Raw genomic sequence first — 16,436 nt, 5'->3', positions numbered from 1 at the left:
CAAAGATAGGTATTTCCTGATAATGCTTTTTAGGTAAAGTAAAATTGTTTAGCCCTATAACAGGTTTAGCGCTTCTGTATACGAAAAAAATCTTTGGTCACCGTGGAGAAAACGATAAATTTGTTTTTATTTGCAAATCATCAACATTTAAAAATGACGAAAGCTATTTCTATTTCCTTTATCGTACGGATTATTCTACTTATTGCGCTGACCGCTTCATTTGTACAATTTGAGGCCTTTTATAAGCAACGGGAGGTCATTCGGAATATTGCATACGGACTGAATACTTTTTTGACAGCCAGTGTGCTGATTTCGATCGGTCATTTTATTCTCGTTAAACTTTACAATAGCAGAAATGAACATCAGGTTGTGCGTGGTAATTTTGTGTTGGGCATTACACGTGTAGCAACTGTGGGAAATGTATTTTTCATTATTGTTAGTGTAATGATTGCTGTCGGGATCAACCCGAAGGACTTTATAACCAGCATGACTATTGTAGCGATGGCTATCGCGGTTATCTTTAGGGAATATATTACCAATATGATATCGGGATTGATTATTATGTTCTCGGATCAGTTTTCCGTTGGCGATCGTATAAAAATAGGAGAGTATCAGGGTAAAATTGTCGATATTACTTTGGCTAACCTCGTTGTCAGAGATGAAGATGATGATGCCGTGATGATTCCCAATAATTTGGTGTTTACAGCGACGTTAGTCAACAAGACTTCGCAGAAATCCAATAAAATTGTCGTAAAATTTGAATTGCCGGTAGATCGCGCTGTTGCCGTGGAGGTGCTCGATAGCTATTTTAAGCCATTGTTCCAAAATAACTCCAATTTAGATCATAGTCAGGGTTTTACAGTGAAAATAGCGGACCTGGCCAAAGACTATGTGAAATATAAAGTTGAAGTCAGTACGATATCTTCAAGTAATCGGATTCACCAGCAAGTACAGAGCAAGATCCTGAATCAGGTCCTTCAATTTAAAGGGATGGTCAATTAGATCTTTCTGACTTTCACATTCTTGACAAAGTGGTGGCTGCCTTTTTCTAAGATAAGATCCGCCCGATAGCGAGTCGGTAAGATATTCTTGATCAAGTTAGGCTTATTGATCTCATTCCAGATATTGACGGCCATGATATTACTTTCTTCGGGTGACATATCTGCATATTTATGGAAAAAGGAAGCCGGATTCTGAAAGGCAGTCGCCCGTAAGGATTCAAACCTATTGGTATACCACTCGATGAGGTTTTTCTCACTGGCATGTACGTAGATCGAATAATCGAAAAAATCGGAAACGAAGACACTATGTCCTTTACGGGGGCGTTGTGAGTTGACCTGTAATACGTTAATACCTTCGACGATTAAGATATCCGGCTGTTCAATGATCTGTTGTTGGTCATCTGGCAATACGTCGTAAACGAGGTGACTATAGACCGGAACAGTTATTTTAGGCGCTCCGGACTTAACCGCAGAAAGAAAATGGATTAATCGTTTGGCATCATAGCTTTCCGGAAATCCTTTACGGTTTAGGATACCTCTCTCGATCAATTGTTGATTGGGGTAAAGAAAACCATCCGTGGTCACCAAATCCACTTTGGGTTTGGAGGGCAACATACTCAGCACCCGTTGCAATACCCTTGCTGTTGTACTTTTTCCAACAGCTACAGATCCGGCGATCCCGATAATATAAGGTAATTTGCTTTCTTCTTTACCGAAAAAACGGTTTGTTCGCTGATGCAGGCCTTGGAAACGATCGATGTGAATTTCCAGCAGATGACTTAGTGGAACATAAACTTCTTCGATCTCCTGGTTTGTCAATGGCTCGTTGAGCGCATGCAGGTTTTCGAGATCTTCGGAGCTGAAGTTATGCAATATCTTTCCATTTAGATTTTTCCAGTCTTCCCGTTTAATTGATCTAAAAGGAGAGTCTATTGCTATTTGTGGATCCAATTGCATCTATTTGCTGTTTTATTGAACGTATATGTATTATTGATTCCTTCTTATTTTGCTGTTACAGTGCACTTTTTACCTATTCAGCGACAAATAAGAACCTTCATTACCCTTTTACTGCAATTGTCAGGTATTGTTGTACGAAGATTTTTTGTGCGGACAAATATAATTAGTGTTGTCCGTTATCCCAAGAAACAACTACAAATGATTTGAAGTTATTACAATAGGATTAGTTAAGATTTTATGTACCGGGCATTTTTCGGCAATCTTAAATAGTCTTTTCTTTTGCTCTTCGTCCAGATCCCCCTTAAAACTAATATGACATTGTATATAAGTAGTCTGTTGCTTTTCACTGGTTTGTATCTCGTGTGAAAGCCGTATAATAACCTCTTCTAAACGCCAATTTTTTCGTTCAGCATACATTTTAACCGTGATTGCCTTGCATGTACCTAAAGAAGAGAGCAAAAGCGGTGTAGGGTTTATCCCCTCATCCTGACCGCCTAAGTCTTTTGGCTCATCAGCAATAATTTGGTGTTTACCATATTGTACAGTCGTGATATAGGGAGTTTCACCTATAGTAACAATAACTTCATTTTCCATTATCTTAAATAATATAGCTTTACGTTAGTCGATTAAATCTTCCAATAAGCCTTCAATAATCAAACTTCCGGTAGCAGGGTTTGTTGCTAATGGAACATTGTAGAGATCGCATACACGCATCAACATTTGAATATCTGGCTCGTGGGCATGCTTGCCAAGTGGATCACGAAAGAAGATGATACCATCCACTTTACCCTCTGCGGCTAATGCGGCGATCTGTGCATCACCTCCCATAGGGCCACTTAGTTTTAATTCTACAGGCAGTCCAGTTTGTCGTACATAAGAACCAGTCGTCCCTGTTGCGATGATATTTGCATGTTCCAACAAATCTTGGTGGTCTTTCACAAAAGCAACCATTTCTGGCTTCTTGCCATCATGTGCGATCAGTGCGATTGTTTTTTTCATCCTTGTTTCATTATTTAATCATTTGTATTTGTTCTAACAGCCGCTTTAATAGATGATGCATCTGTAGGCAGTTATAAATTTACTATTCAGGGCAGGTCAGTTTAAATAGTTTGTTTTAATTGCCCATTATTTCAAAACTTAAGGTAATTTGTAGGATACTATTTGAAGAAAATATAGGAAATAATAATAGCTGCTATTACACCCGCCAACTCAGCTAATAAGGCACAAGGCAAGGCATGTCTGGTCCGTTTTATGCCGACTGCACCAAAATAGACTGCCAATACGTAAAATGTTGTTTCAGTAGATCCCTGGATAACACAGGCAACACGCGCCGCAAAGTCCATGGGCCCTTTGGCATTCATTAAGTCAACCATTAGTCCGCGGGCACCTGACCCGCTGAGCGGTTTCATAAATGCGACCGGCAGGGCATCAACAAAAGAAGTATCTAAACCACATAAGGCAATACCGTTAGATATACCCGCAACCATATAGTCCATTGTACCTGAGGCCCTAAAAACAGCGATACCAACCAACATAGCTACCAAATAAGGGATAATTTTAACAGAAACTTCGAATCCTTCTTTAGCCCCCTCTATAAACGAGTCATATACATTGACTTTGCGGAAAAGCGCCAGACCTATAAAAGAAGTGAAGAGGCTAAACAGGATCACATTGCCGAATACTTTGCTGAAAATCTCTATTTCGGCTTGCTGTAGTCCCGAAAAATAATATAATAATCCCCCGATAAATAAACCCATGGCACCTAAATAACCTAAAACAACACGGTTGAATAGGTTTATTTTCTGATAAATGGCAACAAGGATCAAGGCCACTAAGGTCGAAAAGAAGGTTGCGATCAAAATCGGAAGGAAAACATCCGAAGGATCCGGCGCACCCGCTTCTTTGCGGTAAGCCATAATGGAAATCGGTAATAGGGTCAAGCTGGAGGCATTGAGTACAATAAACATAATCTGTGCATTGGTTGCCGTTTCCTTATTGGGATTCAGTTCCTGGAGTTCCTTCATCGCTTTAAGACCCAAAGGTGTTGCCGCATTATCCAGACCAAGCGCATTAGCGGAGAAATTCATCAGGATAGATCCGAGCGCAGGGTGGTTTTTAGGGATTTCGGGAAATAATTTATGGAAAAAAGGGCCTACAATTTTTGCGAAGATATTGATCATACCACCTTTTTCACCAATTTTCATGATTCCCAGGGCGAAACTCATCATCCCGATTAGCCCCAAGGAAATTTCAGCTCCGTTTTTAGCGCTGTCAAAAATGGAATTGACAATTTGTTGAAAGATTTCGGTATCTCCGAAAAAGATAAGTTTTACCAGGGCTACGGCAAATGTGATTAAAAAAAATGCAACCCATACGTAGTTTAATGCCATAATAGATTTAAATATGCGTAAAAGTAACCTTTTAGAATTTATCCATCAACTGGCTCCATGGATTTTTCTTCTTATTCTGATTCTTTTCTTTGATGAGGTGTTCGATGATATAATCCAGTGTATCCTCATGTTCACTGATGAGCTTATCGGATAAGGAGATGAGCTTTTGGATATTGTTTGGCGAGGCTGCATCCAAAGAGGCGTTTATACTAGAAAGGTTAGCAGGTTCCAGCCGAACGTAATTCTGTTGTTTTCCGTTGCTTCTGAATAGTTGCTTGATAAAGAATTCGGTACTTTCAGAAGAGGCACTTGTCATGATATCGACTAAGGCTGGTCCAATCTGAATAGCGAGCTTTTTCTTAAAGTGTTCGTAATTATAGGCTGTCTTTGATACCCCAGTACCCAAGGATACCATAAACATGTCGTTGATCTGTGTGCTGTTAAAGGCTTTTAATACTTCAAGCAAACCACAAATGGAGGGATTTTGAGCGAATACCCCACCGTCTATAAGTGGATACCTAGTATTGGATATCGAGTATATTTCGGCGACAGGAAAGAAGGTTGGAGCTGCTGAAGTCGCTTTGCAGACATCCTTTAAATAAAAATCCCGCGCTTCGCCATGTGTGATTGCCTTTTGTTGCCTAAAAAAATGATTTTTACGTAGCTCAATGTTATAGGCCGTGATAATGCAGGGCTTGATGAGATGACTTAATCTTGCGTTTTGAAAATATTTGTCTAATACATTCGATAAGGGAGCAGATGAGTACAATTCACTAACTAAACCGAATCCACCCAAGAAGCGACGCCATTTGGAGGTATTGAAGATCTCCGTTCCATGATTTACGAATAAATTTAGGGCATCACGTGCGGAAAACTTCGGACGGGTAGGGTCACCCTCCGCTGGATATAATAAGATACTTGTCAGAATTCCACCACTGCTTGTGCCGGCAATAAAGTCAAAATAAGAGGCAATTCGTGCATTGGGATCCATTGTGTGTTTTTGTAGTTTCTCTTCTAGAGCCACCAGTACCATCGCAGGAATGATTCCTCGAATACCGCCACCATCCAGCGCAAGAATATTCTTCATATGCAAAGATTAATTAATTCACGATATGTAAATATAAAAAATGTTTACAATTGGCAGCGTTCTTTTACTGACAAGATCGCTGTCATAATACGCTTTAATATCATTGCTTCTATTTAATGTATGATCGCTAGTGGCCTACTTAACACTATTTTCATACCAAATCCTGAATTAATAAGGATCTAGCAGAACCTTATCGAGGTATTAATAGGGGTATAGCAGGGATATTACCCCTGTTATACCCCTGTTAACCCCCTGTAATATCCCTGTTATTATGCTGTTAATATAAGAGTTGATATGAAGTTGGTACAAACTTAAAGGCTACATAAAGCATCCGTACGATTTGTGGATTTGACGGGCAGCTGCAAACATTTTACAAATCCATTTTAAACAAAAAAGCTGCCTCAATTTTACTAAGACAGCTTTTTTGTTTAAAATGGATAAAACTTAATTGAACCAGGCAAATACTTCGTCTTTACTTGGCATTGCTATTTCTAGTTTTAATTTTTTACGCATGCCACCGAGATCATTAAAAACCTTATTAGGGTTAGCTTCTTTTAGGGCTTCGATTGTTGTAAAACCCATTTTTTGTAATGCGGGTACCCATGCTGCAGGAATGCCTTGTTCTTCATAGTCTTTCACATCAGCAACTTTTGCTACCTTTTCAGGACGCATTTGCGGGAAGAATAATACTTCTTGGATAGAAGCATTATTTGTAAGAAACATAATCAGGCGGTCCATACCTATACCAAGTCCTGAAGTAGGAGGCATGCCGTACTCTAAGGCGCGTAAGAAATCTTGATCGATAAACATCGCTTCATCGTCACCTTTTTCTGAAAGACGTAATTGATCTTCAAAGCGTTCGCGTTGATCGATCGGGTCATTCAGTTCCGAATAGGCGTTAGCAATTTCTTTTCCGCACACCATTAATTCAAAACGTTCTGTTAAGTCTGGATTGTCTCTATGTTTCTTAGTCAATGGGGACATTTCTTTCGGATAGTCCGTGATGAATGTTGGCTGGATATAATTTCCTTCACATTTGGCACCAAAGATTTCGTCGATCAGCTTGCCTTTACCCATTGTTTCGTTGACCTCGATACCCATAGCCTTTGCAGCTACACGGATTTCTTCTTCGGTTTTGCCGGTGATATCGAATCCAGTGAATTCCTTGATGGAATCGGTCATGGAGATACGTTTGAATGGCGCCCTAAAATCTATTTTGTGTTCACCAAAAGTAGCCTCAGTAGTACCATTTACTGCTAACGCGCAATGTTCCAACAGGCGTTCTGTAAAATCCATCATCCAATTGTAGTCCTTATAGGCAACATAAATTTCCATTACGGTGAACTCTGGGTTGTGGGTACGGTCCATCCCCTCGTTGCGGAAGTTTTTGGAGAATTCGTATACACCATCAAAACCACCTACAATCAGTCTTTTTAAATAAAGTTCGTTGGCAATACGAAGGTATAATGGGATATCCAACGCATTGTGGTGCGTGATAAATGGACGTGCTGCGGCGCCTCCGGGGATAGATTGTAAAACGGGTGTTTCTACTTCCATATAACCGGCGTCGTTAAAGAATTGACGCATGGCATTAAAAAGTTTTGTACGTTTGACAAATCGCTCTTTGATGGTTGGATTGACAATCAAGTCAACGTAACGCATTCTGTAACGCTGCTCCGGATCTGTAAAGGCATCGAATGTTTTGCCTTCAGCAGATTTAACCACTGGAAGGGGACGCAAGGACTTGGATAATACGGTAAGTTCCTCCACGTGTACTGCAATAGCTTCAGTTTGTGTCGTGAAAACATATCCTTTGACACCTACAATATCGCCAATATCCAATAGTTTTTTGAAAACAACATTGTAGAGATCTTTATTCTCATCAGGGCATACGTCATCACGCTTGATATAAGCTTGAATACGACCGGTAGAATCTTGAATTTCAAAAAATGAAGCACTTCCCATCACGCGACGGCTCATGATGCGTCCGGCAATGGTAATGTTCTTATAATTCAATTTATCTCTATCGTAGTTTTCTAAAATATCGGCAGCATGTGCATTGACGACAAATTCATTTGCTGGAAAAGGCTCGATTCCCATATCCAACAACGATTGCATCGCCTGTCTTCTAAGTTGTTCCTGTTCGGATAATACAGTACTCATTCGGTCTGAATAATATTTAAAATGTGAAAATCATGCAAAAATAGCCATTTTTTTCAATTCTTTTTATTGATTTTTTTTCGAAAGTATTGTAGCGAAATGGAAACAGGGATCGTTAGGAGGATAAAAATAGTTAAATAGTGATATTAAGCGGGGACATTCGACTATTTGATTTTAAGTTTTATAATTTTATTTTCGTTATTTGAAGCTTAATATTTAAATAGTTTAAGTGGGAATTATTCAGTCATATTTTTATAATAAGAAGCTATCATCTTTACATGATGCCTTGGAGCGTTGTTTGCGAAATCGCGAGGACGGTAAGGCTTTCGTCTATAAAAAATATTATGGCTATCTCATGGCGATTATCATCCGTTATGTCAAGCAGGATGTCGATGCAGAGGAGCTTGTGAATGAGAGCTTTGTTCGCATTTTTCGGAAATTGGAGTCCTTCAATAAGGATATTGACGATGAGAACCTCGAGAAATCGTTTCGGGCGTGGATCGGTCGAATCGCTGCAAATATCTCGATTGACTTTTTGCGGAGTAAGAAGCAGCTGTATTCCGTTGAAGATATGGCGGAAGGGGATATGTATACGCCATCGGTACAATTGGATAGCCGGCTGGAGGTAAACGAAATTTTGAGCCTATTGGAGCAGCTCCCCGAAATTCAGAAAACTATTTTTAATCTCTATGAAATAGAAGGGTATTCGCATGATGAAATTGCCCAAATGCTAAATATACCGGATAGTACTTCGCGTACGTACTTGACAAGGGCAAAGCAAAAACTGAGAAAATTATACTTGGACTATACTGGTGTAGTGCAAGAAATAAGATAAATAGTGTTGTTACAATGGAAGGCAATAAGAAAAAAGAATTGATAGAAGAAATCATTGGGCAATTAAAAGACCATGAACTACCTTATCGGGAAGGTTCCTGGGAAAAATTTGCATCAAAGTATGAGGTAACAACAGCACCTTCTTCCGCTTGGAAATATTGGAGTGCGGCTGCCGCTGTACTTTTATGTTTTGGTGTGGGCTATTGGGGTTTGAAAAATAATTCTACCATAGTTCCGTCTTCACCTGTTTTAACGCAGCATAAAGAAAATGACGAAGTTCCCGTCGATCATAATGATTTAAAAGAATCTCTTCAACGTTCGTTGTCTGAAGTAATTGGAGAACAGAGCCTGAATACACAGGAGCTCCTGCGGGATAGGCCGTTTACTTATTCGAAAGTGGAGAGGCTCCCTGCAGATGACAGTCAAAAAGAACGGGTTGACTTATTTGGCGGAAAAGCAGTTAGGGGAAATAATATTCGTATATCAAATAATCTTACCACTTTAGGGGCAGTGCAGACCATGCAATCGCGAAATAGTACACTATCAGCACAGATCGATCTGGAGGATCCTACAGTTACTGCTTCGTCCGCTATTATGGCAGGAACGAAGTCTGGTGCGTCATCCAATTCAAATGTGGCATCAACGAAGTCAAATACCCCATCTTATACACAAACGCAGCGTGAAGCCGCACGTCTTTCTGCCCTCTATGCGGAGCAACAAGGAAACCGGAAGAACAGTATCGTTTTAAAAGACGGGGATAATCTTGACAGCAAATGGGAGTTGGGAGCATTTGTTTCACCGGCTTCTACCTCGGAGAGTATTACGCTTGGGGGAGGAGTTGCCTTAGCTTATAATGTTTCGAGTAAGATTAGTATTCGATCGGGAGCTGCTATCCAGCATTATGGTGCTGTCTCAGGAAACACGCCTATCACACCGGCCATGGGATCCAACTCTTTTGTCGCCAATTCACCAAATTACCTTTCGCAACCTAACAGCTTGAGTAATCCTTTTGTAATGCGTACTGCTGATGCAAAAGAAGCTAAAAGTAACGAGCGGGTTTCCGGTAAAATCTTAACTGTGGATATTCCTGTGGATGTTCGTTATGCGATCAGTAAAAATTTCTATACCTCAGTAGGGGTTTCCTATGTCGGTGTATTGGATCAGGAACGTGCTACGATTTATGAAACCAACAATACAGAATATAAGCAAAAATCCACAGACAAGAATGTGGACGATAAGAAGGTAAACGGTTTTGTTAATTTTTCAGTCGGACGAAAACAGAAAGTTGGCAAACTTTCCATCTCTGTAGAACCTTATTATAAATTGCCAGTCGGAGGCTTGCGGTCCTCTGATCTAAATTATAGCAATGGAGGGGTCAAAATTATCACAAGCTTCTAGTAAAACAAAGCGTTATAAAAAATAAATACAAACCCTTCGGAATGGAATGGTTCGCAAAGAAACCGAGGGAATCAAGAATAAAGGAGGCCCCCGAATTTACTATTCGAGGGCTTTTTTGTATCGTTACTTAGATTTGCCTATAGCTCATCGATGCGTATCCAGCCCATTCCAGCGGCTTTAGCACCTTCAACACCTGGAATCCCATCTTCGTAGACTAAACATTTTTCGGGAGCGATGTTCAACTGTGAAGCTGCAAGGAGGAACGGTTGTGGGGACGGTTTACCCTCTGGAGTATCTCCAGCACACACTAACGTTTCAAGATCTTCCCATACACCGATAGTATTCAGCGTCATGGACAAGGTTGTCCTTGTTCCGCCAGAGACGGCTGCAATATGTTTTTTACCTTTTTGGTACTTCAAATGTTCAACAACATAATCGACCGGTTTTGTTTTAAAAACATATTCATCTCTAAATATCGTAGACTTAAGTGTGGAGAATTCCTCGTGGTCAAAGTCGACACCATAGCGTTTGCTGATTTCCGCAGCAACGGCTACCGTAGGCCAGCCGGCAGTTTCATCAATGAGATTGACATCAAGCTCAACGCCATACTGTTTGGCGGCAGCTTTATAGGCCTGTTTATGGGCATCCATGTTGTCTGCCAATGTGCCATCGACATCAAATAATAAGGCGTCATAGGATTCGGCAAGAAGATTTAGTAGTTCAAATTTGCGTTGTGATTCAGGTGACATATGCTTTTAGATCGTATGTGGTAAAATTAAAAATTATAATTGGAAGCACAAAAAGCAAGCGGCCTTTCTTTCGTCGGAAAGAAAGGCCGCTTATGCGTACTACTGTAATTAGTGCCGCATACTGCAAACCGTTGTTTGCTTAGTGTGCACTTAAGTTTTTCGCTTTTTCTTCATCGAAATTAGCTTCTAATTCAGCTAATTTTTTCTTACCATATGCCATACGTGTAATCACGACGAATAACACTGGAACGATAAAGATAGCAAGAAGTGTTGCTGCAGTCATACCACCAAATACTGTCCAACCGATGGTTTGGCGAGAAATTGCACCAGCTCCATGCGATAACATCAATGGAATAATACCTAAGATAAAGGCGAAAGATGTCATGATGATCGGACGTAAACGTAATTTTACGGCATCCAATGTCGCCTCATAGAGATTCATCCCGATATCAACCCGTTCTTTCGCAAATTCTACGATTAGGATCGCATTCTTGGCCGCAAGACCGATAATGGTTACCAAACCGATCTGCGCATAAATATTATTATCTAAAGATGGTATTAACGTTAGGGTCAAAATCGCTCCAAATACCCCTAAAGGAACCGATAGAAGGATAGAGAATGGTACTGACCAACTTTCGTACAGGGCCGCCAACAGCAAGAATACAAACAGAATACATAAAGCGAAGATCTGAATGGTTTTTGATCCTGACTGCATTTCCTGTAGTGAAAGTCCGGAGAATTGATAATCAAATCCTTCTGGTAAAGTCTGTGCGGCTACTTCCTGCAGCGCTTTCAATGCATCACCTGAGGAATAACCGGGTGCCGAGCTACCATTTATTTCGATACTTCTAAAGATGTTGTAGTGGTTGATGATAGAAGGCATCGTCGTCAATTCATATTTCACCAAGGTACCCACTGGTACAGGGTTTCCAGAAATATTATTGACATATAATTTGTTGATGTCTTCAATATTCATACGATATGGTATATCAGCTTGAGTAACGACACGGTAACTACGACCGTACTTTGTAAAGTCGTTTACATAACTACTTCCCAGATAGGCAGATATTGTCGAATAAATACTTGAAATTGGTACACCCATACGTTTAGCCTGTTCACGATTTACTTCCAATTTATAGTTTGGAGAATTCGTGTTAAACATCGTATAAGCCATTCCAATTTCAGGACGTTGATTGGCTGCCATTAAGAATTTGCCCACTGTAGCTTCGAAGTCTTTGATATTGACAGTTTGCAAATCCTGAACTTGCATAGAAAAACCGCCTGAAGTACCCAGACCTGGAATTGCAGGAGGTGTTACCGCAAGTACTCTTGCTTTTGTATACCCCATGTATTTACCCATGATCATACCTGCAATGTCGTTTGCTGTACGCGTACGCGTTTCCCAAGGTTTTAGCGACACGAACACTGTTGCACCGTTGGATTTGAACGCACGGTTCAGGATATTGATACCAGAGATCGCGGTAACATACTTGATTTCAGGAAAAGTCTTATGTAGATCGGCTTCAATCTCTTTAAGGACTTCATTTGTACGTGCAGAGGAAGAACCCTCTGGCAGCGTAATACCTGCGAAAAATGCGCCACCATCCTCGGAAGGGATGAATCCTGTTGGCTTGGTTGTAAACATCCAGCCTGTTCCGATAAAAATACATAACAGGAGAATCAATACAAGTGGTGCCTTTTTAATAGCCTGTTTTACACCTCTGGAATATCTGATGGTTACTTTTTCAAACCATACGTTAAATTTGTAGAAGAACTTGTTCAATCCTTTTGCTCCCTCGTGTACAGCGGTGGGTTTCAATAAAATGGAACATAAAGCAGGTGTTAAAGAAAGGGCAATAAATGCTGACAACATAACAGAGACAGCGATCGTGATGGCAAATTGTTGGTACAACTTACCAACCATCCCAGGGATAAAACCTACAGGAACGAATACTGCGGCCAAAATTAATGCAATTGCAATAACCGGAGCCGTGATATCGCCCATGGCGCGACGTGTCGCTTCTTTTGCATCCAGCTTATAATGGTCGATATAGTGTTGTACGGCTTCGACCACAACGATGGCGTCATCCACCACAATACCAATGGCGAGTACAAAAGCAAGCATGGTTAAGTTGTTGACCGAAAAACCAAACATCAGGAAGAAGATGAAGGTACCGATGATGGAAACCGGAATTGCCAGTACGGGGATTAATGTTGCTCTCCAGCTTTGAAGGAAGAAAAATACCACTACCGTTACTAAAATCAATGCTTCAACCAAGGTATGAATTACCGAAGATATCGACGCATTTACCACAGATACTGTTTCGTAACTGATGGTATAATCGACGTCGGTTGGGAAGGACTGTTTCAATTTTTCCAAAGCAGTGACAATACCTTCTGCAGACTCAACGGCATTTCCTCCTGGGGTCTGGTTAATCATCATCGCAGATGAGGTCATGCCATTGACGGTAGATGATGTACCATAATTGAATTGACCTAATTCAACACGTGCAACATCCTTTAAAAGTACGATAGATCCATCTTTGTTGGTCTTAACAACGATATTTTCAAAGTCCTCTGGGTTTGAGAGGTCACTATCCGTAATAACTGGATATTCAAACACCGTTGACGACTCTTGTGGGCGCCCTCCAACACTACCCCCTGGTATACGGGAGTTTTGTTCGGCAATCGCTGTAGATACATCAGCAGGTGTCATACTTAGGTTAGCTAATTTGTTGGCATCTAACCATACCCGCATGGAGAATGGCTGTCCAAATGCTGTTACATCACCGACACCTTTGACACGCAATAATGCATCTTTAACGTATAAGTTGTTGTAATTGGCCAAGAAATTTTCGTCCCTGGTTCCTTTTGGTGAGGTCAGGGCAACCAACATCAGGATATCGTTATTGGCTTTACGGGTTGTAATCCCTAAACGACGTACAGCTTCTGGTAGGGCTGGTTCAGCAATTCCCACACGGTTTTGCACGTCCAGGGTTGCTATATCAATGTCAGTACCTACTTCAAATGTAACAGTAATTGTTGCTTGACCATTTGAAGTACTATTGGATGACATATAAATCATGCCAGGTGTACCGTTGATCTGACTCTCAATGAGTGTAGTCACAGTTTGTTCAACCGTCTGTGCATCTGCACCAGTATAATTGGCTGTAACCGTTACTGTTGGAGGTGCAATAGAAGGATACTGGCTAATTGGCAGCGTGGATACCGCAATAATTCCGATGATTGAAATCAATATCGAAATAACGATTGCGGTAACTGGCCTCTTAATAAATACTTCTGAAATCATTCTATATCTTTTAGATTCTCTTTAAAAAATTAATGCTGTTATTTTCCTTGAGGTGCGCCTTTTGCTGCTTGTTGGGCAGCAGTGGCAGCGTCGACAACTTTAACACCATTTTGGACGTTCATGGCACCATCAACAATGATTTTTTCACCATCTTTGACACCTTCTTTGATAACAATTTTATCTCCGGCTTTTATCCCTAATTTTACCTGACGGATTTCAGCTTTGCTGCTATCATTAACAGCATATAGATTGAATACACCCAGCTGTTCAAAGATCGCTTTGTAAGGCACTACCACTTCTTCCGTTGCCGAAGTTGAAGAAACATTCATGGTGATATTCATACCAGCTCTAAGTGCATTGGAATTGTTTGGAAATGTTGCTCTCACTTTAATCGTCCCTGTTGCCGGGTCTACTGCACGGTCGATTGTTGTAATCGTTCCTTTCCCTTCATAAGTACTTCCATCTGGCAAAAGCAAAGAAAGGTCTGAAGAGGAATGACTGCTCTGTAATTTGGTAAATTTAGCGATGTCCTTTTCGTTTACCTGAAATTCAACAGCAATTGGGCTTGTTGAAGATAAAGTATTCAATAGGGTAGTTCCTGGATTGACCAAAGCACCTAAACGTACTTGCGATATACCTACAGTTCCGGCAAATGGTGCGCGTATCGTAGAGCGTGATAAGTTAGTATTGGCCGTAACCAATGCTGCACGAGCAGATTCTACCTGTGCTTGTGAAGAAGCTACTGCAGACACTGCATTATCAAAAACTTGTTTAGCGATGGCATCCTTATCTGCCAACGTTTGGTACCGCGCCAAATCTCTTTTTTGGCGGTCAAGGTCAGTTTGTGCGATCCGTAAGCTCGCTTTAGCTTGTTGCACAGCCGCACTATAACGCGTGCCGTCAATTTCATATAATGCTTGTCCTTTAGATACCACAGCACCGTCTGAAACATATATTTTAGTGATATAACCGCTTACTTCTGCAAATAAGTCTGCTTCGTTCAACGGTTTGACTGTTGCGGGGTAACTTATTGTTCCCGTAACAATCTCATGCGATGCTGTGCCAAAGGTTACAGGAACAACTTTTTCAGCCTGAGCCTGTGCTGCGCCTTGCTTTTTTGCATCTTTATTTCCACAAGAGGTCCATACTAAAGCCGTCCCAAGGAAGAAAGCGAATAATAATTGTCTTTTATTCATGATTTGTATTAGTTTCCGTTTGAATTGATTAATTAGTTTGGATCGCCCCAACCGCTTTTTGAACATCCAATTTACTTGCCAATAAAGCATAGAGCGCATTCAAATAATTGAATTGCGTAATTTTAAGGTCGTTCTCTGCCGTCATTAAATCCAGGTATGTTTTAATTCCCTCATCATACTGTAGTTTGATGGTCTCATAAACCTCTTTTGACAATTCCACATTTTCCTGTGCTGTTTTCCAGTCACTTAGATTGGCGTTATACGTTGCCTTTGCCAAGGAATATTCGGTATTGACCGTATTCTCCAAATTCTTGATATCCCAATCAATACGTTCTTCCTGCAACTTTGATTTATTAATTTGGTGCTTACGTTTGAAGCCTTGGAAAATTGGTAATGATAAGTTCAAACCTGCAACCGAACTTGGAATATTATCGTTGTACAATTTACCAAAGCTGTTGTTTCTATAGTTAAAAGCATAATTATAGAAAATGCTTACATTAGGTAAGTAAGTCCATTTGTAATATTGCGTATTTAGTTCCTGAATCTTTTTGGAAGTCTGTAATTGTTGGAATTCAATTCGATTCGTAATATTCATTCCAGCAGTGGTATCTAACAGCACTTGACCTTCCATATTCATGTTGTTGAATGAAAGCGTCAAGTTCTGAGTTTTATCTAATGCAAGTAATTGCTTCATGTACTCATACTTATACTTCCGCAATTCGACTGTTCGTTTTTCGTCAGCATTGGAATTTGCTAACGCAATTTGCGCTCTTTTGTAGTCTGTCTTATCAACTAAACCTACATCATATTGTGATTTTGCATCTTTTAATTGTTTCTGTAGCCGAGCGATATTTTCACGGACAATTTTAATTTGTTCTTCTGAAGTTAAGATATCGTAATACGCTTTACTGACTTCAACGACAGCATTTATTTTCTGGCTTTCGGTGTTTTGTTTATTGCTCAGACGAACTAATTCAGCGCCTTTTTTCGCTTGCATCAACGCTGGATTTAAGATTTGCTGATCAGCTTGCAATGTCAATGCGCTACTATTTTTAGTCCCCATTGGAATATTAGCACCGTTGAAAAACATGGTTGGTAATTTCACATTGTGATTGAAATTGCCCGTCAAACCAAGTTGAGGATACCAACCAGAGAGCGAAATATCGATATCTTTTTCACCTATGGACTCATCGAGTTCTGCTTGTTTGATCGAAATCTGATTTCGCAAAGCATAATCTATCAGCTGCTGAAGCGTCGCATTTGGCGGCAAGTTTTCAGATTGCTGTTGTGCAAATCCTGTATTACTCAAAAGCGACAGAGTCGCTAAGGAATAAACGATTTTATTAAACTTCAT

Annotated in this window: 13 protein-coding genes; 3 read left to right on the top strand and 10 right to left on the bottom strand. The window is 40.4% G+C overall.

Annotation, left to right across the window (positions count from 1 at the left end; translation table 11 throughout):
• Nucleotides 1-153 precede the first annotated feature (153 nt).
• Nucleotides 154-1,002 carry a mechanosensitive ion channel family protein gene (locus tag HPC41_RS12090; RefSeq protein WP_172394267.1) on the top strand — a complete coding sequence of 283 codons (849 nt, stop codon included), beginning with the start codon at nucleotides 154-156 and terminating at the stop codon, nucleotides 1,000-1,002.
• Here HPC41_RS12090 and coaA read toward each other — a convergent pair.
• The 6 genes from coaA to lysS form a co-directional block, all read right to left on the bottom strand.
• The gene (coaA, locus tag HPC41_RS12085; protein WP_172394266.1) at nucleotides 999-1,958 is read right to left on the bottom strand and encodes a type I pantothenate kinase; all 960 of its coding nucleotides are present in this window, start codon (nucleotides 1,956-1,958) and stop codon (nucleotides 999-1,001) included. The two genes, HPC41_RS12090 and coaA, sit on opposite strands and share 4 nt — an antisense overlap.
• A 192-nt stretch (nucleotides 1,959-2,150) precedes the next feature.
• Entirely contained in the window at nucleotides 2,151-2,552 is a 402-nt protein-coding gene (locus HPC41_RS12080; protein WP_172394265.1) for an OsmC family protein, read from the bottom strand.
• Between the two features lie 24 nt (nucleotides 2,553-2,576).
• Entirely contained in the window at nucleotides 2,577-2,957 is a 381-nt protein-coding gene (locus HPC41_RS12075) for a methylglyoxal synthase (RefSeq protein WP_172394264.1), read from the bottom strand.
• Between the two features lie 158 nt (nucleotides 2,958-3,115).
• On the bottom strand, nucleotides 3,116-4,348 hold the full coding sequence (locus tag HPC41_RS12070) for a nucleoside recognition domain-containing protein (protein WP_172394263.1): 1,233 nt from the start codon (nucleotides 4,346-4,348) through the stop codon (nucleotides 3,116-3,118).
• A gap of 31 nt (nucleotides 4,349-4,379) precedes the next feature.
• Nucleotides 4,380-5,435 carry a patatin-like phospholipase family protein gene (locus HPC41_RS12065; RefSeq protein WP_172394262.1) on the bottom strand — a complete coding sequence of 352 codons (1,056 nt, stop codon included), beginning with the start codon at nucleotides 5,433-5,435 and terminating at the stop codon, nucleotides 4,380-4,382.
• Between the two features lie 444 nt (nucleotides 5,436-5,879).
• Nucleotides 5,880-7,598, bottom strand: coding sequence for a lysine--tRNA ligase (gene lysS / locus HPC41_RS12060; protein WP_172394261.1), 1,719 nt, complete (start codon nucleotides 7,596-7,598; stop codon nucleotides 5,880-5,882).
• A gap of 226 nt (nucleotides 7,599-7,824) precedes the next feature.
• Here lysS and HPC41_RS12055 point away from each other — a divergent pair, with 226 nt between their 5' ends.
• On the top strand, nucleotides 7,825-8,430 hold the full coding sequence (locus HPC41_RS12055) for a sigma-70 family RNA polymerase sigma factor (protein WP_172394260.1): 606 nt from the start codon (nucleotides 7,825-7,827) through the stop codon (nucleotides 8,428-8,430).
• A 14-nt stretch (nucleotides 8,431-8,444) separates the two neighbouring features.
• Nucleotides 8,445-9,827 (top strand): hypothetical protein, encoded by a 1,383-nt coding sequence (locus tag HPC41_RS12050; protein WP_172394259.1) that lies wholly within the window; start codon nucleotides 8,445-8,447, stop codon nucleotides 9,825-9,827.
• A gap of 137 nt (nucleotides 9,828-9,964) precedes the next feature.
• Here HPC41_RS12050 and HPC41_RS12045 read toward each other — a convergent pair whose 3' ends face one another.
• From HPC41_RS12045 to HPC41_RS12030, 4 genes are all read right to left on the bottom strand, one after another.
• Complete coding sequence (locus HPC41_RS12045) at nucleotides 9,965-10,576, bottom strand: HAD family hydrolase (protein ID WP_172394258.1); 612 nt, start codon at nucleotides 10,574-10,576, stop codon at nucleotides 9,965-9,967.
• Nucleotides 10,577-10,715: 139 nt separating this feature from the next.
• A complete protein-coding gene (locus tag HPC41_RS12040) occupies nucleotides 10,716-13,886 on the bottom strand; it encodes an efflux RND transporter permease subunit (protein WP_172394257.1) in 3,171 nt (1,056 codons plus the stop codon).
• Nucleotides 13,887-13,924: 38 nt separating this feature from the next.
• Nucleotides 13,925-15,082, bottom strand: coding sequence for an efflux RND transporter periplasmic adaptor subunit (locus HPC41_RS12035; protein WP_172394256.1), 1,158 nt, complete (start codon nucleotides 15,080-15,082; stop codon nucleotides 13,925-13,927).
• A 28-nt stretch (nucleotides 15,083-15,110) separates the two neighbouring features.
• Nucleotides 15,111-16,436, bottom strand: coding sequence for a TolC family protein (locus HPC41_RS12030; RefSeq protein ID WP_172394255.1), 1,326 nt, complete (start codon nucleotides 16,434-16,436; stop codon nucleotides 15,111-15,113).

This window comes from Sphingobacterium prati, assembly GCF_013167215.1.
GTDB classification, from domain to species: Bacteria; Bacteroidota; Bacteroidia; order Sphingobacteriales; family Sphingobacteriaceae; genus Sphingobacterium; species Sphingobacterium prati.
Note: the sequence above shows the minus strand (reverse complement) of the source record. Positions and strands in the feature narration are given on the sequence as shown.